At 70.3% G+C, this 17367-nt stretch carries 19 protein-coding genes and 1 pseudogene; 8 read left to right on the top strand and 12 right to left on the bottom strand.

All coding sequences use genetic code 11. The annotated features are described in order from the left end of the window. Nucleotides 1-34: 34 nt before the first annotated feature. Genes ACIBH3_RS01395 through ACIBH3_RS01405 form a run of 3 tightly spaced genes read right to left on the bottom strand, consistent with a single transcriptional unit; the run spans nt 35 to nt 1921 of the window. Nucleotides 35-937, bottom strand: a complete 903-nt coding sequence (locus ACIBH3_RS01395; RefSeq protein WP_396309771.1) for a phosphotransferase — start codon at nt 935-937, stop codon at nt 35-37. A gap of 46 nt (nt 938-983) precedes the next feature. Then, nucleotides 984-1652, bottom strand: a complete 669-nt coding sequence (locus ACIBH3_RS01400) for an ATP-binding protein (RefSeq protein ID WP_396309772.1) — start codon at nt 1650-1652, stop codon at nt 984-986. Beyond that, the gene (locus ACIBH3_RS01405) at nt 1649-1921 is read right to left on the bottom strand and encodes a hypothetical protein (RefSeq protein WP_396309773.1); all 273 of its coding nucleotides are present in this window, start codon (nt 1919-1921) and stop codon (nt 1649-1651) included. The genes ACIBH3_RS01400 and ACIBH3_RS01405 overlap by 4 nt, the downstream gene beginning before the upstream one ends. A gap of 252 nt (nt 1922-2173) precedes the next feature. Here ACIBH3_RS01405 and ACIBH3_RS01410 point away from each other — a divergent pair, with 252 nt between their 5' ends. Then, complete coding sequence (locus tag ACIBH3_RS01410; protein ID WP_396309774.1) at nt 2174-3448, top strand: helix-turn-helix domain-containing protein; 1275 nt, start codon at nt 2174-2176, stop codon at nt 3446-3448. Continuing rightward, nucleotides 3445-3996: a flavoprotein gene (locus ACIBH3_RS01415; RefSeq protein ID WP_396309775.1), complete on the top strand. Its 552-nt coding sequence runs from the start codon at nt 3445-3447 to the stop codon at nt 3994-3996. Before ACIBH3_RS01410 ends, ACIBH3_RS01415 begins: the two co-directional genes overlap by 4 nt. Before the next feature lie 122 nt (nt 3997-4118). On the opposite strand, the gene mobC is transcribed toward ACIBH3_RS01415, so the two are convergent. The 4 genes from mobC to ACIBH3_RS01435 all read right to left on the bottom strand — a co-directional run bounded on the left by mobC (nt 4119) and on the right by ACIBH3_RS01435 (nt 7729). Beyond that, nucleotides 4119-4490, bottom strand: a complete 372-nt coding sequence (gene mobC / locus ACIBH3_RS01420) for a plasmid mobilization relaxosome protein MobC (protein ID WP_396309776.1) — start codon at nt 4488-4490, stop codon at nt 4119-4121. A 194-nt stretch (nt 4491-4684) separates the two neighbouring features. Continuing rightward, entirely contained in the window at nt 4685-4870 is a 186-nt protein-coding gene (locus tag ACIBH3_RS01425; protein ID WP_396309777.1) for a hypothetical protein, read from the bottom strand. A 1232-nt stretch (nt 4871-6102) separates the two neighbouring features. Beyond that, complete coding sequence (locus ACIBH3_RS01430) at nt 6103-7395, bottom strand: DUF3631 domain-containing protein (RefSeq protein WP_396309778.1); 1293 nt, start codon at nt 7393-7395, stop codon at nt 6103-6105. A 136-nt stretch (nt 7396-7531) separates the two neighbouring features. After that, nucleotides 7532-7729: a helix-turn-helix domain-containing protein gene (locus tag ACIBH3_RS01435; protein ID WP_280695192.1), complete on the bottom strand. Its 198-nt coding sequence runs from the start codon at nt 7727-7729 to the stop codon at nt 7532-7534. 123 nt (nt 7730-7852) lie between these two features. Here ACIBH3_RS01435 and ACIBH3_RS01440 point away from each other — a divergent pair, with 123 nt between their 5' ends. Together ACIBH3_RS01440 and ACIBH3_RS01445 are read left to right on the top strand one after the other, a co-directional pair. Next, on the top strand, nt 7853-8350 hold the full coding sequence (locus ACIBH3_RS01440; RefSeq protein ID WP_396309779.1) for a helix-turn-helix transcriptional regulator: 498 nt from the start codon (nt 7853-7855) through the stop codon (nt 8348-8350). 21 nt (nt 8351-8371) lie between these two features. After that, nucleotides 8372-9493 carry a tyrosine-type recombinase/integrase gene (locus ACIBH3_RS01445; protein ID WP_396309780.1) on the top strand — a complete coding sequence of 374 codons (1122 nt, stop codon included), beginning with the start codon at nt 8372-8374 and terminating at the stop codon, nt 9491-9493. A 107-nt stretch (nt 9494-9600) separates the two neighbouring features. On the opposite strand, the gene ychF is transcribed toward ACIBH3_RS01445, so the two are convergent. Further along, nucleotides 9601-10674 (bottom strand): redox-regulated ATPase YchF, encoded by a 1074-nt coding sequence (ychF, locus tag ACIBH3_RS01450; RefSeq protein WP_396309781.1) that lies wholly within the window; start codon nt 10672-10674, stop codon nt 9601-9603. Between the two features lie 76 nt (nt 10675-10750). Further along, a pseudogene (locus ACIBH3_RS01455) lies at nt 10751-11145 on the bottom strand (glyoxalase). 117 nt (nt 11146-11262) lie between these two features. Between ACIBH3_RS01455 and ACIBH3_RS01460 the strand changes: the two are divergent. Then, nucleotides 11263-11889 carry a DUF6542 domain-containing protein gene (locus ACIBH3_RS01460; RefSeq protein WP_396309782.1) on the top strand — a complete coding sequence of 209 codons (627 nt, stop codon included), beginning with the start codon at nt 11263-11265 and terminating at the stop codon, nt 11887-11889. A gap of 169 nt (nt 11890-12058) precedes the next feature. On the opposite strand, the gene ppgK is transcribed toward ACIBH3_RS01460, so the two are convergent. After that, entirely contained in the window at nt 12059-12808 is a 750-nt protein-coding gene (ppgK, locus tag ACIBH3_RS01465; protein WP_396309783.1) for a polyphosphate--glucose phosphotransferase, read from the bottom strand. 142 nt (nt 12809-12950) lie between these two features. Further along, entirely contained in the window at nt 12951-13934 is a 984-nt protein-coding gene (locus tag ACIBH3_RS01470; RefSeq protein WP_396309784.1) for a 4-hydroxy-3-methylbut-2-enyl diphosphate reductase, read from the bottom strand. A gap of 228 nt (nt 13935-14162) precedes the next feature. Here ACIBH3_RS01470 and xseA point away from each other — a divergent pair, with 228 nt between their 5' ends. From xseA to ACIBH3_RS01485, 3 genes are all read left to right on the top strand, one after another. Then, nucleotides 14163-15377: an exodeoxyribonuclease VII large subunit gene (gene xseA / locus ACIBH3_RS01475; RefSeq protein WP_396309785.1), complete on the top strand. Its 1215-nt coding sequence runs from the start codon at nt 14163-14165 to the stop codon at nt 15375-15377. Nucleotides 15378-15490: 113 nt separating this feature from the next. After that, nucleotides 15491-15757: an exodeoxyribonuclease VII small subunit gene (locus ACIBH3_RS01480; RefSeq protein ID WP_396309786.1), complete on the top strand. Its 267-nt coding sequence runs from the start codon at nt 15491-15493 to the stop codon at nt 15755-15757. A 131-nt stretch (nt 15758-15888) separates the two neighbouring features. Then, entirely contained in the window at nt 15889-16500 is a 612-nt protein-coding gene (locus ACIBH3_RS01485) for a malonic semialdehyde reductase (protein ID WP_396309787.1), read from the top strand. A 144-nt stretch (nt 16501-16644) separates the two neighbouring features. Here the strand turns inward: ACIBH3_RS01485 and ACIBH3_RS01490 are convergent, their stop codons facing one another. Continuing rightward, nucleotides 16645-17160, bottom strand: coding sequence for a DUF4245 domain-containing protein (locus ACIBH3_RS01490; protein WP_396309788.1), 516 nt, complete (start codon nt 17158-17160; stop codon nt 16645-16647). Nucleotides 17161-17367 lie beyond the last annotated feature (207 nt).

Genomic DNA, 17367 nt, shown 5'->3' on the forward strand with positions numbered 1-17367 from the left:
CAGGTAGTCGCGGTCGCGAACGGCGGGAACGGGCCTACCGGTGCTCAGCGGTGAACCGTTCCAGAGTGGGGAAGGTGTCGGTGTCGATCGTGTTGGACGACTCATACTGATCAAGTCCCATCGTGAAGAGGGTGCGGCGGTACTGCCACTTGATGTGCTTGTCGTGCCGTGCGGGGTCGGTGGGTCGCATGAGGGCGAGGAAGAAGAAGCACTTGACGAGCAGGAAGTCGCCCAGGTGCTCGCTCACCCGCTGTCCGATCAGGGAGGCGGTGGTCTCGTCGAGTGCGGCGACGTAGGCGGCGCGCTGTTCGGGACTGATGCTGTAACCCTTGCCTCCGCCCTTGAAAGCGACGATGTCGAGCGCGGGATAGACGTCGTAGCCGAGTGGGATGGGGCCGTGGTGCTGCCAGTCGATGACGCCGGCCGCCAGGACGTTGGGCAGGCCGAAGTCGAGGTGCCCGTGAACCGTGGGCAGCAGTGCCATCCGGTCGAGCGCCCGCTTGACCGTGTCACGGACCCGTGGGGTGTCGAAGTCCGGGTTCTCGTCGAAGACGTCCTTGGCGAAGGCAGCCTTCTCGAACCAGGGCGAGGCGGGCAGCGGGTGCCTGGCCTGGGCCTGCAGGAGCTTGGACGAGACGGCTGCCGCCGTGCTGATCACCTGGTAGCTGATCTGTCCGTCACGCAGAGCGTCGGTCAGGGCCTTCTCGTGCAGCGAGGCGCTGCCGAGGGATCGCTCGGTGACGTAGTAGCTCCCGTTCTCCGACCCGCTGTCGACGATCTCCGGGACCGGGTAGCCGAGGCCGGCGGCAAGCCGCTGGAACTCGATCTCCTCGCGCAGATCCTCGCCCCCGGTCCGCTTGTAGAGCAGGCCATCTGCTGACTTCCACACCGCGCCCTGCGTCGCCGTTCTGTCCTTCACGAAGTCCCAGTCGCTCATTCATCCATCCTTCCGTAGGGCCGAGTTCAGGTGGAGCATGCGCGGCTTACCCAGCGGGTTGTGCGAGGGTGGGGCCAGCCACTCCCCGGGGGGGAGAGAGAGCGACCGGCCCCGTCACCGTCCGGCCGGTGTGCCTGGACTTGAACGGGCGGAGTCTGTGGGCCCGCGGGGCTCGGTGTTTCGCAAACCACTGGTACGCGCGGGCGCTGCTTCGGGTGGCTCGATGGGGGCGCGGCCTGGGGCGATCGGTGCGGACCATGCTGGCAATGAGGGAGGCTCGGCGCTCCGAGCGGGAACGTTCGGGTGCCGCAACGGCTGGGACGGCTAGCTCGGCCCAGACCTTCTTGCCATGGGTCGTCGGCTCGGCACCCCAGCTCTCTGACAGGCTCTCGATCATCAGCATCCCTCGACCGCAGGTCAATTCGCTATTTCCGAAGTTCGCCGCCCCGGCCGGCATCCTGCGCGACGGGTCGTAGACCTCGATCACCACCCGGTCGCCGTCCGGGGAAAGGTAGACGCCAGCCAGCAGCCGTCCGGGGGCGTGGATGACCGCGTTGGCAAGGAGCTCGCCGGCAACCAGGGCGATGTCGTCCAGGCCGTCCCCGGTGATTCCCCACGATCGGGCGATGTCGACGACGGCTTCCCGGGCTGGTGGGATGTCCTCTCGCCTGGTGCCGTTGAACGCGATGCGCCGCGCGAGGGAGGGTGCGGTCATCGGTCACCGTCGCATGCCTGGACCGCGTCGACGACGGTGTTGCACGGCCAGACGCCGCAGCCGTGACTGCACTGACCGTCGGCGAACTGGTGACGGCCCAGAACCTCCCGGGCGTTGGCAGCGGCGAGGCGCTCACGGCGCTCGGTGGCGCGGCTCGGGAAGTCCGCCACTCCGCTGATCATCTGCTCGCCGACCGGTACGAAGGGAAGGGCCATGGCGTCCCGCTGGTGCGCGGTGTTGTCTCTCTGCACGTCCGAGCGGAAGGCCATCGGCGCTTCTCCTTTGCCACTGGGTAGAGCCGCGCTCGCCGGAGACCACGGATGGGCCTCGGGCATGCGGGGGTCGGGAACCGCAAGCTCCAGGGGTGGGTGAGCTGCTGACGCCAAGACAACTCCATGACAGAGCCAAGTGGTTAGGCAGAACGTCGGGTGCGCATGATCCATGCAGATCGTGCATACCGAGTTGTCCTGGTGCGGCTACGCTCGGCCCACCAGGCAGGATCAGCATTGGCAGGAGAAGCCATGTCGCCGACGGCCAAGGGACACTCCGCAGCGGGCGGGATCGGAGAAGTGATCCGCCGCGCACGAGTGTTGAGCGGCCGGACGCAAGAGGATGTGGCCACCGAACTGGGCTACCACCAGTCGAAGATCAGCCGGCTTGAGCGCGGCACGGGGACACAGGACATGGACGTTCTGCGGGCTGTCGCAGCCGTGCTCGACATCCCACTGGGGAGCCTCGGCCTGTCCTCCCATACCAGTGCGGACAGCAGGGCGGACGACATGCACCGTCGGAACTTCCTGGCTGCGAGCGTCGTCGCGCTCGCGGCCCCAGCAACCCCGCCCAGCGTGGGCATGGAGCTTGTGCACGCGCTGCTGCCTGGACCGGTTCCAGCCAGCGCTCCGCCGCAGGCCCAGGCCGCGCTGACCGCTCGACTCTCCCAGGCCCGCAGGCTCTTCTATGCCTGCCGGTACGCCGAGCTGGAAGACGTCCTGCCGTCGCTGATCGCTGACCTTCGCCAGGCCAAGGACGCTGTCCACGGCGGCGACCCGGCGCTGGCTGGTCTGCTCGCGACGGCCTACCAGACCGCGGTGAGTCTGCTTCTCAAGCTGGGCGACCACGGCAACGCCTGGCTCGCGGTCGGCCGAGCAATGGCCGAGGCCGAACGGAGCGGCGATCCCATCGTTATGGCGTCTAGTGTCCGTGTCCAGGCCCATGTGCTCGCCCGAGACCGGCACACCAAGCCAGCCGTCACCCTCATCCGCCACACCGCCGACCAACTCGCCGGAAGCTATGACCGGCGGTCTCCCGCCTACCTGGCAGCGTTCGGCCTCATGCTTCTTCGTGGAGTGACGGCCGCGAGCGCGGGCGGCGATCGTGCCACGACCGCAGAGTTCCTCGCCGAGGCCCAGGAGGTGGCGCGCTACGTCGAGCTCGACGCCCCGGACGCCTGGGCGAACTTCAGCCCGATCAACGTCGCGCTGCATTCGGTGAGCGCGTCCGTCATCCTGGGCGATGCTGGTGCGGCACTCGAAGCCGCTCAGCCCCTGATGCGCCGACGAATCCCCGTTCCCGAACGCCGGGCGGCACTCTGGGTGGAGGCTGCACGGGCGTACAGCCAACAGGGCAGACTGGCCGAGGGATACAAAGCGCTGAGGATCGCGGAGGGCTGTGCGTCGGAGGACATCCGCCGACGCCCTGCCGTGCTGGAGCTGGCCGGTGACATGGCCTCCCGTGACCGACGTGGCGCTGTCCCTGAGCTTCGCCGTTTCTGCCAGGAGTTGGGAGTCCAGGTTTGACCGATCAGCGCGAGCCGTTCCTCTACGTTGTCGTCTGCGCTTCAGGCGTCGCGGACGACGTGGGCACGCTCATCACCGCCGCTCACAACGAAGGCTGGAAAGTCGGCGTGGTGGCCACCCCCAGCGCGCTCGGCTTCATAGACCAGGAAGCCATCCAGCTCCAGACCGGCTACCCCATCCGTTCGGCCTGGCGCACGCCCAGCGTCCCGCAGCCGCTACCGCCGGCCGACGCCATCGCGGTCGTGCCCGCCACCTTCAACACCATCAACAAGTGGGCCGCCGGCATCTCGGACACGCTCGCGCTCGGCATCCTCTGCGAGGCGTACGGACTCGGCATCCCAACCGCCGTCCAGCCGTACGTGAACTCCGCTCAGGCGGCCCACCCTGCGTACGACGAGAGCCTGGCCCGGCTCCGCTCGATGGGCGTCCTGATCGGCGACTACGTGCCCCATAAGCCCAAGGCTGGCGGAGGTCGCGACAACTACAGCTGGACCCACGTCCTTGACCTGCTCCGCCCAGTCGTCATTCCAGACGCGCGACGGGATTAGCCCGGTAGCAGGTCTGCGGACCGGCGAGCGGTGGTCCGGCACTAGGAGGCTTGGGTGCCGGACCGCCGTCATATGCGGCACGCCTCGTTACCGGCGATGCCGCTGGGTGCGGATCTTGAGGGTCACCGGCGGACCAGCAAGGCCACGGCCTCATCCACCGCGCCGATGGCGTCTTCGATGCGCTCCAGGAGCTGGCGTAGGTTGGCATTCGGCTGTCCACCGGCGTTGACGTAGTGCGTCAGATGGTTGAGGTTGTTGCCGACTGCGCCGAGTTGCCGGTTGGACTCCATCAGCTCCTGGATGCCGCGGCGGTAGTCGGCAACGGCTGCGGCGGCGTAGCCGCCGGCGGCGAGTTCGGCCTGGTCGGCGGCTCGCTGGAGGAGGGTCCACTCGCTGTCGCTGAAGCGGGGGGGTGACTCGGTTGGTGCGCGGCACGCTCTCGCGCGGGCGGCGGCGCGGCACACCTCGGCCTGCGATGGTCGGCGGCTGTTCATGTCCCTTCGTCGGCACCCCTGGGCCGACTCCCTCGTCGTCGGCAGGCCCCCCTGGGTCTGCCGACGACCAGGGACCTTCCGCCCCCTTCGGGGCGGGGGTGGGGTAAGGACTCCTTACCCCACAACTTGCTCCGCCAGGAGCCTGATCGGGGTCGCGCTCACCGCCGTCAGTCGAGCCCCAGGAGTCTGAGCGGTCACCGGCCTGACTCCGCGCTCTGCTGGTGGATATCGCACTGGATGTCCTCGATGAAATCCATAGCCAGATAGCGGGTTCGGCGGCGGCCATGTCGGCACTGTTGCACATTCCAGATGCCATCAGAGCCTGCCTCGGCCGGGTGACGGCGGTCGATCTCGTGCAGGCCAGCGATCCAGGTGTCCACTTCGACGGCCGTAGTGCAGGTCATGCGTATGGTGGTGCTCTCCGGTTCGCTGGAGGAGGTCGTCGGGTGGATGGCGTGGGGCAAGCGACTGGGCCGGCCACCCGCCCCAGGTGGTGCCGGGTCAGTTCTGGGGGGGCGGTGATCGGCTGTCCGTTCTGCTCACGTAGTTGGGCCGTCAGGGCGGTCAGCGTGTCGGAGGACAGCGGGATCTGCTGACTGCGGATCGGCTGGACGACCACCCTCCGGGTCAGCTTGTCCTCGGCCATGACCGCCAGTTGGGCGTTCTCCAGAAGCCGCTCGGTCTCCGGGTCACCGCGCAGGTCACCGGCTGTCCGGTAAGTCCCGGTCACTGACCGGGCGGCGCGGTCACCGACCGGTCAGTGACCAGCGGGGCGCTGACCGGCCGGTGACCGCCCAGGTCAGCGGCATCCGGCTGCTGGTCACCGTGACCGGCGCCGGCCGAGTGCGGCCCGATGCTGCCCGTAGGCGCGCTACCTCTGGTCACCGCCGGGGGTCTGCCCGGCGGTGCACCAGGGACGCCCGGGGCCCTGCGGTCAACGCGGTGACCGGGTGACCGGCTGACCGGGCTCGTGCTGACGCTGACAGGCGTGGTCAGCCCCCTTGACCGGAATCCGATCGACCTGACCGGAGTGACCGGGCTGGCTGAGGTCTCCTCGGTCACTCTCGCTGGCCGCCTCCTGGGCGATAGGGATGCAGTGGTGGACCGCTCCGGCCAGGGCGAGCGGAGCGAGGGTGGACAGGCCGACGGCAGCGTGGTCCCAAACGGTCACACGGCGATAGGCCCAGTCGCTCGGCGGTGTGGTGGTGGGCATGGCGGTGGGGTCCTCGCGGGTGGTGGAGGTGCTCTCTGAGATCCGTCTTTGCCGTCTTGGCCGTTGAAACCGCAGGTCAGGGCTGGTACTGCTCGGTGGCCCGTGGCGTCTTGATCGCGGGCGGATGCCGTCTTGGACGGCGACCGCTTCCGTCTTGAGACGGCTATCCGTCTTGGCGGCAGGCCGCCTGACCTGCGGAATCATCGGCTGGTACGGCGGGGACGGCACAAGACGGCTGTGGGTACCGTCCCCGCCTGCCTACCGTCGGCGCGTTCGGCGGCAGGCAGGGGCGGTATCGGCTGGTGTGCCGTCTTGCATGCGGTTGGCGTCTTGGCGCCATGTGGTGTGACCTGCGGTGTTACGGCAGGGACGGCACGGACGGCAACCGCTGGTGGGTGGTCAGCTCTCGCTGCCCTCTCTCGGGTCGAGTGGGTGGACGGCGGGGCAGTATCGCCGCCAGGCGTCGGCGAACTTGTTGCGGGTGTACCCCTTGCGCTGGATCTCGCCGACGCGGACGTTGCCCGAGGAGATCCCGTAGTCGCGGAGCATCGCGCCGAGACCACGAGGGCTCAGGCCGCCCCGCCCTCGCTCGGCCCACGGCGCTTCGGAGTCACCGTTCAGGGCGAACAGGAGGTCGTCGGTGCTCAGGCTCTCGACATCGCCCCGGTTGAAGAAGATCCGCCGGATGTCGGCGAGTATCCTCGCGCCGCTCGGATTCTCCTCCTCGGCCTGGGCCTCGGAGGCGACCATGCGGGCGCACGCCTTGCGGGCCAGGCGCGGCCAGGGGCCGCCCGCGAGGTCGGCGATGATCACCAGCGGTTCCCAGGTGTCGGCGGCGCGGTCCTCGACCGGCATCTTGGGCTCCAGGTGCATGGCCTGGTCGGCGAGCGGCTTGGTCCAGAGCACGATCTCGGCGCGAATCTCGTTCAGGACCGTCTGGTCGCGGCGGGTGCGATACGGGCAGACGCGCTCGCCGTCGGCTCGGCGGCGCATCCGGATGACGATAGACCGGTCCATGATCGTGTCGGGCAGGTCGCCGATGCCGGCGATGGCCGCCATGGCGAAGGTGTGGAAGGCGTGGGGCTTGTGGTCGTTGCCGACCACCCGCAGCACATAGCGGTCGCGCTGGTGCCCAGCGTTGAGCAGGCCGCGCATCTCCTCGTTCTTCTCTGCCATCTTCGGGGTGCCGAAGATGGTGTCGGCCTCGTCGACGATCAGTGTCGGAGGCTCCTCGGTAATGGAGCGGAAGACCGCCGCCGGGGTGGAATTGACCATGATCACCGGCTGGTGCACGGTCTCGGTGAGCACGTCGAGCAGGCGGGACTTGCCGCACCGCTTGGCGGGACCGACCACGGCCAGGCGTGGTGCGTGCTGCCACGAGCCTTGCAGGTGGGTCGCCGCGACCCAGAGCGTGGCAGCGTCCAGCGCCTCCTCGGAGGGCAGGATCACGTACTTGGCGATCAGGGCCTTCAGTTGCGCGAGCAGGTCGGCGCCGCCGGTCGCGGGGACGTCCGGCATCGCGTCGAGTCCGGTTGGCTCGGTCGATCCGGCGGCGTCCCGCCCATCTCCACGGACTGTGGACGACGCCGAAGGCTGGACCGGCAGGTACTGGCCGGGCTCTCCGGGCTTAACGACGGGTGGCCACGATGCACTTCCGGATGCATCAGTGGCTTGCGGGGACGTAGCCTTCACGGTGCACTCCTCTTGGTGGAGCGCGGGGCTGGCAGGCCCTGCTCCACCGGCTCGAATCGGTTTGGCGTGGACGGGGTGTTCATGGCCCTCGGCGTTGGCGCGCCGAGGGCCGTTTTTCGTACAGGAGTCGGGCCCATCAGGCCCCCAGCGCCCAGTTGGCGCGCTCGTCGAGCAGTTCTTGGTCGAAGCGGGTGAGCTCGGCCTCCGGGTACAGGACACGGCGGCCGACCTTCACACCTCGCGGGCCGTAGCCGATGTGCCGCCAGTAGCGCACCGTGCTCTCGGCGGTGCGGTATCGCTCGGCGACCTCCGACGTGGTGAGGTAGCGATCCATGATTTTCCCTTTCGACTAGCTTGAGTTCCCTTCTGCATAGGTTGTACCGCGCGGAGAGCTGCTAGTCAAACGGGAAAGGACATGGTTCAATCGGGATAGCCGCGAGACACGATGGAGGACTGCATGTCCGGAGAGCCGGGCAGGGGCGAAGCGCCACTGCTGTACAGCGAAGGCAACGCGGCGGCGCGCGTCGCGTTGGAACGTGAGGTCAGAGGGTGGAGCACCACCGAGCTGGCCGCGCGGATGACCAAGGCCGGCGTCCCGATGAACCAGACGGCGGTCTGGCGTATCGAGAACGGAAATCCCCGCCGCAAGATCACCTTGGACGAGGCCCTCGGCTTCGCTCGCGTCTTCGAGCTGCCCTTGGAGGAGCTCATGTCGCCGCCACTGGATGGCGTCGACATCGAGGGGAGACGCGTCGTCCAGGAGGCCGTCGAAGCGTTCTACGAGGCTCGCGATGCGCAGGACCGCCTGCACCGCACCGTCGTCGCCATCGCCGACTACATCGCAGCCCATCCCGACAGCTCGACGGGCATCCACGAGCAATGCCTCCGCCTCATGGGCGAGGAACGCGATGCCCGCGCCCTCACCGAGTACATCGAGAGCGGCGGCTACTACTAACTACCAGAGGAGAAGAGCAACTTGGCGAACATCCAGAAGCGCCCCAACAACAAGTGGCGCGCGCGGTACCGAGACCTCGACGGCAAGGAACACGCCCGTCACTTCGACCGCAAGATCGACGCCCAGCGGTGGCTCGACGAAGTCACGGCCAGCCTGGTCACCGGCCAGTACGTGGACCCCCGGTCGACCAAGAAGCCGTTCAAGGACTACGCCGAGGAGTGGCGCACCCGTCAGCCCCACCGGCCCTCGACGGCCAAGGCTGTCGCCCAGCATCTGCGGTGCTACGTGTACCCGGCCTGGGAGAAGCGAGCGTTGGGCGCCATAAAGCCGGGCGACGTTCAGAGCTGGGTGACTGGTCTCTCGACCACCCACAACCTGGCGGCAAGCACAACGCGGACCGTTTTCAACACGGTCAACGCGGTCTTCCGGGCGGCCGTCCGCGACCGCATGATCCCTCGCAACCCCTGTGAGGACGCGAAGTTGCCGTCGGTGCCCCGCAAGCGGATCGTGCCGCTGCCCGTGGATCAGGTCCGCCGTCTGGCAGCGGAGATCCCTGCCCGCTACAGGGGCCTGGTCCTGCTGGGCGCTGCCACCGGACTTCGTCCCGGGGAACTCTTCGGGCTCCAGCTCCGGCACGTCGATCTGCTGCATGCGACCGTCTCGGTGGAGCAGCAGATCCAGCAGGCAGCGAAGCACGGGGTGTACGTCGGGCCGCCGAAGACCGCGCGCTCGTATCGCACCGTGCCTTTGCCGAGGGTCGCGGTCGACGCTCTCAAGGCGCACCTGCGGGACTTCCCCGTCAACGCTCCGGAGGGCTGGCTCTTCACCGCTCCCCAAGGCGGTCCGGTGGTCTACACCCACTTCATGGACGGCTCATGGCGGACCGCCTGCGAGAAGGCCGGCATATCGAAGGGCACCGGTCCACATGCCCTGCGGCATCACTACGCCAGCCTGCTGATCAAGCACGGCGAGTCGGTGAAGACCGTCTCCGAGCGGCTCGGCCACACCAATGCGGCCATGACGCTGAACATCTACACGCACCTCTGGCCCGACTCCGAGGAGCGGACCCGGGCTGCCGTCGACAAGGCTTACGCCGACGGCGGTCCGCACCAGGGCGATCTACCGACCGCTGAAGCGGCGTAACCGAGCCCGGTGCGTTGGCTGAGGTTGGCACACTTGCGGACTCCACGCGGACCGCAAGGCCGCCCAACCCGCTCCGCCGCAGGTCAGACGGCCTTTCCGCCAGTCGATTAGACGTTGAAGCGGAACTCCACCACGTCGCCGTCCTGCATGACGTACTCCTTGCCCTCGATGCGGGCCTTGCCCTTGGCGCGGGCCTCGGCGATCGAGCCGCAGTCGACCAGGTCGTCGAAGGAGATGACCTCCGCCTTGATGAAGCCCTTCTGGAAGTCGGTGTGGATCACGCCGGCTGCCTCGGGCGCGGTGGCGCCCTTCTTGATCGTCCAGGCGCGGGTCTCCTTGGGGCCTGCGGTGAGGTAGCTCTGCAGGCCGAGGGTCTCGTAGCCGACGCGGCCGAGGGTCGCCATGCCCGTCTCCTCCTGGCCCATCGACTGGAGGAGTTCGAGGGCCTCGTCCTCGTCCATGCCGATCAGCTCGGACTCGATCTTGGCGTTGAGGAAGATCGCCTCGGCGGGGGCGACCAGGGCGCGCTGGGCGTCCTTGAACTCCTCGTCCGTCAGCTCGTCCTCGTCGACGTTGAAGACGTAGAGGAAGGGCTTGGTGGTGAGCAGGTGCAGCTCGCGCACCGAGGTGGCGTCGAAGCCGGCCTCGAAGAGGGTCTTGCCGGACTCCAGGATCTTCTGGGCGGCCTCGGCGGCGGCCAGCGTGGCGGCCGACTCCTTCTTCAGGCGGGCCTCCTTCTGGAGCCGCGGCAGCACCTTCTCGATCGACTGGAGGTCGGCGAGGATCAGCTCGGTATTGATGGTCTCGATGTCGTCCTTCGGCGAGACCTTGCCGTCCACGTGCACCACGTCCGGGTCGACGAAGGCCCGGATGACCTGGCAGATCGCGTCCGACTCACGGATGTTCGCCAGGAACTTGTTGCCCAGGCCCTCGCCGACCGACGCGCCGCGCACGATGCCCGCGATGTCCACGAAGTCCACGGTGGCCGGCAGGATGCGCTGCGAGCCGAAGATCTCGGCGAGCTTGCCCAGCCGGGCGTCCGGGACACCGACGACACCCACGTTGGGCTCGATGGTGGCGAACGGGTAGTTGGCCGCCAGCACGTCGTTCTTGGTCAGGGCGTTGAACAGGGTCGACTTGCCGACGTTCGGCAGGCCGACGATTCCGATCGTGAGCGACATGAAGCGAAGTCCCGTGGGCTCGGAGGAAGGTGGAGCGGCACCGTACGGGCCGATCCCCCAGTCTACGGGCAGGCGGTCATTCGCCCGGCTCGGGCTCCAGGAACTCCAGCCGGTTGCCGAGGACGTCGCGCGAGTGCAGGCGGCGGTAGCCGGGGAAGCCGTCGTCCCAGATCACCTCGTGGCCGTGCGCCTCCAGCCGGGCGGCCAGCGCCGGGAGCGAGCGGACCAGGATGCCGGGGTGGGCCTTGCGGGCGGGGACGAACCCGGGCACCACCCCAGGTGCACCTCCACACCGCCGCCGCGGAACCAGCAGCCGCCGCGGGCGGCCAGGACCGGCAGCTTCACCACCTCGGTCATGCCGAGCACCCCACCCCAGAACTCCCGGCAGCGCCCCTCCCCACCGGCCGGTATGTCCACCTGGACGTGGTGAAGCCGCTCGAACGCGAAGTCGGACCCGGCGCCGGCGGTCATGGCGTCTCCCCCGGTTGTGCTGACGGACGATCACATGACTACTCCACCCGGAGACACGGAACAAGCTCCGGGCTGCCATTACACAGTGTGGCGATGATCGGACCGTACGTTGGGCGGGTGGAGCAGAGCATCCGTACCCAGCCACCAGGGCCCAGACGCCGTCCGCCGTCCGGCGGCGCCGGGGCCGCCGTACCGGGGCCCGGGCGGGCCTCCGAGCCCGCTCCGGACGAGGGCCCGCCCTGGCCGCACGCGAACGGCGCGAGCCGGCTGCGGGCCAGCGGGGCGGGGCTGTCCGCGCGCTCCAGCCCCCGGCTGCGGCTGGCCCTGCCGCTGCGCGCCCGGCCCCGGGCCGAGCGCCGGCGCGGGCGCCCGGCGCGGCTGACGGCGGTGGGCACCGGCGTGCTCGCGCTGCTCGGGACGCTCGCCGTGGCCGGCGCGGACCGGCTGCTGTTCGGCGGTCTCGGGGTGCTGTTCGGGCTCGGCTACCTGCTGGTCTGCTTCCAGCTCGCCGTCCGGGTGCGCTTCGCCGACCTGCTGGCCGCGCCGATCAGCGGGCCGATCGCCTTCGCCGCCGCCCTGCTGCTGCTCGGCCCCGTCATCGGCTCGGGCGTGACCGCCCACGTGGTGGCGCTGGCCACCGGCCTGGCGCTGCGGGCGACGTGGCTCTTCTCCGGCACCGGCCTGGCGGCGCTGATCGTGCTCGCCCGCTTCGTGGCGCAGCGCCGGATCCAGCGCGCCCGCTGAGGAGTGGGAAGTCGGACCGGCCGACTTTCCACTCCGGACACGCCCGGCGCCCCGCCGCCCGCGCACCCCCGAATCGTCACGCTCCGTGACGAATCTCGGCCTCGGTCGCCCTGGTCGGCCTCAATCGGTCCAAGCCGGTCTCAGCCGGTCTCAGCCGGTCTCAGCTGCCTCAGTCGGCCTTCGCCGCGGCCGCCATCGCCGCGCCCACGATGCCGGCGTCGTTGCGCAGCAGGGCCGGGACGATCCGCGCCTCGCGCCCCTTGAGCAGCGGCAGGAACCTCTCGTGCTTGCGGCTCACCCCGCCGCCGATGATGATCAGCTGCGGCGAGAACAGGCGCTCCACCAGGTCCAGGTACTCGTCCACCCGGACGGACCACTGCTCCCAGTTCAACCCGTGCCGCTCCTTGGCCGCCGAGGAGGCGCGGCGTTCGGCGTCCTTGCCACGCAGCTCCAGATGGCCCAGCTCGGTGTTGGGGACGAGGGCTCCGTCGGTGAACAGCGCGCTGCCGATGCCGGTGCCGAAGGTGAGCATCATGACCACGCCGCCGTGATCCCGCCCGGCGCCGTACGAGATCTCGGCCAGACCGGCCGCGTCGGCGTCGTTGAGCAAGGTCGCGGGCAGGTCCAGCGCCTCCCGGAAGAGGCCCTCGGCGTCCAGGCCGATCCAGCCCTTGTCCACGTTGGCCGCCGTCCGGGTGTGACCGCCGACCACCACGCCGGGGAAGGTCAGCCCGACCGGGCCCCGGTGGCCGAAGTGCTGGACCACCTCGCAGACCGCGGCGACGACGGCCTCCGGCGAGGCGGGGCGCGGGGTGAGCACCTTGTGACGCTCCTGCGTCAGCGCGCCGCGGCCCAGGTCCACCGGGGCGCCCTTGATGCCGGACCCGCCGATGTCCACGCCGAAAACCGTCGCCGTCATGGCGTCCTCCCTGTCCACACCTGTGAACAACGTACGAGAGAGCCTGCGGTCCCGCCCGCCGATCCCCGAAGCCGGTCCCGGTCAGGCCGGGGCCGGCTTCGGGGCCGGGTTCGGGGGCCGGGTTCGGGGCCGGGGCCGGTCCTCAGAGCTTGCCGGCGGCCTCGGCGCGCAGGTCGCGGCGCAGCTCCTTGGGCAGCGAGAAGATCAGGTGCTCCTCGGCGGTCTTGACGGTCGAGACGTCGGCGTAGCCGCGCTCGGCCAGCCAGGCCAGCACGCCGTCGACCAGGATCTCCGGCACCGAGGCGCCGCTGGTCAGGCCGACCGTGGTGACGCCCTCCAGCCAGGACTCCTCGATCTCGTCGGCGAAGTCCACCAGGTGGGCGGCGCCGGCGCCGTACTCCAGGCCGACCTCGACCAGACGCACGGAGTTGGAGGAGTTCTTGGAGCCGACCACGATCAGCAGGTCGGTCTCGGGGGCCATCTGCTTGACGGCGACCTGGCGGTTCTGGGTGGCGTAGCAGATGTCGTCGCTGGGCGGGCTGACCAGCAGCGGGAAGCGCTTCTTCAGCTCGCCGACGGTGGCCATCGTCTCGTCCACCGACAGGGTGGTCTGGGACAGCCAGACGACCTTGGTCTCGTCGCGGACCTCGACGTTCGCCACGTCCTCGGCACCGTCCACCAGGTGGATCCGCTCCGGGGCCTCGCCCATGGTGCCGATCACCTCCTCGTGGCCCTCGTGGCCGACCAGCAGGATGTCGTAGTCCTCCTCGGCGAACCGGACGGCCTCCTTGTGGACCTTGGTCACCAGCGGGCAGGTCGCGTCGATGGTGGCCAGCCGGCCGGCCTTCGCCTCGTCGTGCACGGCCGGGGCGACGCCGTGGGCGGAGAAGACCACGATGGAGCCGGCCGGCACCTCCTCCGTCTCGTCGACGAAGATCGCGCCCCGCTTCTCCAGGGTCTGCACCACGTACTTGTTGTGGACGATCTGCTTGCGGACGTAGATCGGAGCCCCGTACTGCTCAAGGGCCTTCTCCACGGCGATGACGGCGCGGTCGACGCCCGCGCAGTAGCCCCGGGGGGCGGCGAGCAGGACACGGCGCTGAGCAGTGTTGGACATGCCTCCCATGGTACGGGCGCCGCCGGGCCGCGCCGACGGGAGCCGCGTCCGGGGCGCGCTGCCCCGCGGTGCTCGAACGGGCGGCACGGTGGCGCCCGCGGTGGGCGTCGCCGTGGCCGTCGCGGTCGCGGTCGCGGTCGCGGTCCCGCACGCCGCGCAGCCGCCGGTCCCGCTCGCCCCTGGTCCCGCTCCTCCGGGGCGCCTCGCCTGTCGGCCGACGGCGCTAGATTCGTCGGCATGGCCAACATCAGCTCTCCCGAAGCCCCGCTCCCGGTGGGCAAGGTCTCCACACTGATCGGGGGCTGGATCGACCGGCTCGGCTCGGTCTGGGTCGAGGGCCAGATCACCCAGCTGAGCCGCCGTCCGGGCGCCGGTGTGGTGTTCCTGACCCTGCGTGACCCGCAGCACGACGTCTCACTGACCGTCACATGCTTCCGGGCCGTGTTCGAGCAGGTCGCGGAGGTGGTGCAGGAGGGCTCGCGGATCATCGTGCACGCCAAGCCCGAGTGGTACGGCGCCCGCGGCACACTCTCACTGCGGGCCTCCGAGATCCGGCTGGTCGGGCTCGGCGAGCTGCTCGCCCGGCTGGAGCAGCTGAAGCGGCGACTGGCCGGCGAGGGCCTCTTCTCGGCGGAGCGCAAGCGCCCGCTGCCCTTCCTGCCGCAGTGCATCGGCCTGGTGACGGGCCGGGGCTCGGCGGCCGAGCGGGACGTCCTGGAGAACGCCAGGCGGCGCTGGCCGGCCGTCCGCTTCGAGGTGCGCAACGTACCCGTGCAGGGCGTCAGCGCGGTGGCGCAGGTCTCGGCGGCCGTCCGGGAGCTGGACGAGCACCCCGAGGTGGACGTGATCATCGTGGCCCGGGGCGGCGGCAGCGTGGAGGACCTGCTGCCCTTCTCGGACGAGGCGCTGCTGCGGGTGGTGGCCGGCGCCACGACGCCGGTGGTGAGCGCGATCGGGCACGAGCCGGACCAGCCGCTGCTGGACTTCGTCGCGGACCTGCGGGCCTCCACCCCGACGGACGCGGCCAAGCGGGTCGTACCCGACGTCGGCGAGGAGCTGGCGAAGGTGCGCCAGCTGCGCGACCGCGCCCGGCGGCACGTGCTCGGCCGGGTCGAGCGCGAGCAGCACGGGCTGGACGGGCTGCGCAGCCGCCCGGTGCTGGCCGCGCCGCACCGGATGCTGGGCGGGCGGGCGGACGAGCTGTCCGGCCTCCTCCAGCGGGCCCGGCGCACCCTCGGGCACCGGCTGGACCATGCCGAGTCCGACCTGGGGCACACCCTGGCCCGGGTCGTGGCGCTCTCGCCCGCGGCCACGCTGGAGCGCGGGTACGCGGTGCTCCAGCGGGGGGACGGCTCGGTGGTGACGGACCCGGCGCAGGTCACGGCGGGCGAGCGGCTGCACGCTCGGGTCGCCGGCGGCGGCTTCGAGGTGACGGCGGCCGGCGAGGGGTGACGGCCAGATGCGGCGGCCGGTGAGAGTGACGGCGGCCGGCCGGAGGTGGGCCGCCACCGCTGTCGGGGATCGGGGGCCGCCGGGCTGTCGGTGTCAGCCCCTAGGCTGGGCCCATGGCAGAGCAGGAGATCGATCAGCCCCAGGAGCTCCCGGGCGCGCAGCCGAAGAACGCCGACGACGCGCTCGGCTACGAGCACGCCAGGGATGCGCTGCTGGACGTCGTCCGGCAGCTGGAGACGGGCGGCACGTCCCTGGAGCAGTCGCTGGCGCTGTGGGAGCGCGGCGAGCAGCTGGCGAAGGTCTGCCAGCGCTGGCTGGACGGCGCCCGGGCCCGGCTGGACGCGGCGCTGGCCGCCGAGGGCACACCGACCCAGGAGTGAGCGCGCGATTCCGAAGAGTGATGCGCGTCACACGTCAGCCCGGGAATAGTTGAAGATTCACTCATGTTGTGGATGCGTGAACGGCGCCCGCCGTCTCGTACGCTCCCGCCGACGCATGAGGTAGACAAGCCATGACGACCGCTGCCAACGACGCTCTGGTGCTGGACACCGCCGCCCAGGACCTCCTCTTCCGCGAGGCCCGTACGGCCAACACCTTCACCGACGAGCCGGTGACCGACGAGCAGATCCAGGCCATCTACGAGCTGGTCAAGTACGCCCCGACCGCCTTCAACCAGCAGCCGCTGCGCGTCGTCCTGGTCCGCACCCCAGAGGGCCGCGAGCGCCTCGTCCAGCACATGGCGGACGGCAACAAGGCGAAGACCTCGGCCGCCCCGCTGGTCGCCATCCTGGCCGCCGACAACGAGTTCCACCACGAGCTGCCGACCCAGCTCCCGTCCTTCCCGCAGGCCAAGGACATGTTCTTCTCCGAGCGTCCGGCCCGCGAGTCCTCCGCGCTGTTCAACGGCGCCCTGCAGGCCGGCTACTTCATCGTCGGTGTGCGCGCCGCCGGCCTGGCCGCCGGCCCGATGACCGGCTACAACGCCGAGGGCATCAACAAGGAGTTCTTCGGCGACGGCGAGCACTCGGTGCTGGCCGTGGTCAACATCGGCAAGCCGGGCGAGAACGCCTGGTACCCGCGCTCCCCGCGCCTGGCCTACGACGAGGTCGTCACCACCGTCTGATCCGGGCGGACGCGAAAGGCCCCGGCCGACCGGCCGGGGCCTTTCGCATGCCGTCGCGGGCATTCCCCGAGCGGCCGCCGGCCACTTCGGACCCCCCGGCCACTTCGGAGCCCCGCCGCCAGGCCGTGGGCCGCCCGCCGCCGGCTACTTCAGGGCCTGAGCGAGCTGCGTCAGCTCCTCGTACGAGGCGGTACCGGTGACGAGCGTGACCGCCTTGCCACTCTGGACGGCCAGCGCGCGATCCTTGGCGCCCTGCACCCGCTCCCAGTCCCTGCCGCCCACGGTCGCACTGCCGTCCGACTTCGCGTCGTGCACCTTGTCGGCCAGCACGTCGTCCCGGGGCGCGTCGCTCTGCTCGACCGCCGCGTACTGCCCGGACGGCGTGACGAAGCCCAGGTGCCAGGTCGAGTGGCCGTCGGAGCCGGCGCGGCCGGCCGGGCGGTACTCCACCGAGGTGGCCCGCCACTTCTCGGGCAGCCCCTCGGGCGCCAGCAGCGGGTAGGGCGCGGCCCGCTTCGCCGACGCCGCCGCCGTGCGGTACTCGACCACGTGCACCCCGTCGCCCGACGAGTGCGGGCCGAACGCGTACGCCACCGCGACCACACCGCACACCGCCAGCATCGACAGGACCATGTCCCGTACCGTCTGCCGACCCCTCATGCTGCTCTTGCCTGCCACCCCCACATGGTGACCCATCGCGCCCCGGGGCCTCGCACCCGGGGTACCCACGTACGGGTGAACGGGGACAAACCGCCGTGAAGCCCGGCAGCCGGGACCCGCGCCACAGACAGCTATCTGGTGGGCGGCTACGATCGCAGAACCCTCACCACGGCGTTCGACCAGGCAGTAGTCGGGCGCTCACTGGCC

Origin of the sequence: Kitasatospora sp. NPDC050543 (genome assembly GCF_044457565.1) — a bacterium.
In the GTDB taxonomy this organism is placed as follows: domain Bacteria; phylum Actinomycetota; class Actinomycetes; order Streptomycetales; family Streptomycetaceae; genus Kitasatospora.

What these genes read in the sequence shown, in the direction of transcription:
- ACIBH3_RS01395 (WP_396309771.1), bottom strand. Translation starts at nt 937, where the DNA reads ATGAGCGACTGGGACTTCGTGAAGGACAGAACGGCGACGCAGGGCGCG.
- ACIBH3_RS01400 (WP_396309772.1), bottom strand. Translation starts at nt 1,652, where the DNA reads ATGACCGCACCCTCCCTCGCGCGGCGCATCGCGTTCAACGGCACCAGG.
- ACIBH3_RS01405 (WP_396309773.1), bottom strand. Translation starts at nt 1,921, where the DNA reads ATGGCCTTCCGCTCGGACGTGCAGAGAGACAACACCGCGCACCAGCGG.
- ACIBH3_RS01410 (WP_396309774.1), top strand. Translation starts at nt 2,174, where the DNA reads ATGTCGCCGACGGCCAAGGGACACTCCGCAGCGGGCGGGATCGGAGAA.
- mobC (WP_396309776.1), bottom strand. Translation starts at nt 4,490, where the DNA reads ATGAACAGCCGCCGACCATCGCAGGCCGAGGTGTGCCGCGCCGCCGCC.
- ACIBH3_RS01435 (WP_280695192.1), bottom strand. Translation starts at nt 7,729, where the DNA reads ATGGATCGCTACCTCACCACGTCGGAGGTCGCCGAGCGATACCGCACC.
- ACIBH3_RS01440 (WP_396309779.1), top strand. Translation starts at nt 7,853, where the DNA reads ATGTCCGGAGAGCCGGGCAGGGGCGAAGCGCCACTGCTGTACAGCGAA.
- ychF (WP_396309781.1), bottom strand. Translation starts at nt 10,674, where the DNA reads ATGTCGCTCACGATCGGAATCGTCGGCCTGCCGAACGTCGGCAAGTCG.
- ppgK (WP_396309783.1), bottom strand. Translation starts at nt 12,808, where the DNA reads ATGACGGCGACGGTTTTCGGCGTGGACATCGGCGGGTCCGGCATCAAG.
- ACIBH3_RS01470 (WP_396309784.1), bottom strand. Translation starts at nt 13,934, where the DNA reads ATGGGAGGCATGTCCAACACTGCTCAGCGCCGTGTCCTGCTCGCCGCC.
- xseA (WP_396309785.1), top strand. Translation starts at nt 14,163, where the DNA reads ATGGCCAACATCAGCTCTCCCGAAGCCCCGCTCCCGGTGGGCAAGGTC.
- ACIBH3_RS01480 (WP_396309786.1), top strand. Translation starts at nt 15,491, where the DNA reads ATGGCAGAGCAGGAGATCGATCAGCCCCAGGAGCTCCCGGGCGCGCAG.
- ACIBH3_RS01485 (WP_396309787.1), top strand. Translation starts at nt 15,889, where the DNA reads ATGACGACCGCTGCCAACGACGCTCTGGTGCTGGACACCGCCGCCCAG.
- ACIBH3_RS01490 (WP_396309788.1), bottom strand. Translation starts at nt 17,160, where the DNA reads ATGAGGGGTCGGCAGACGGTACGGGACATGGTCCTGTCGATGCTGGCG.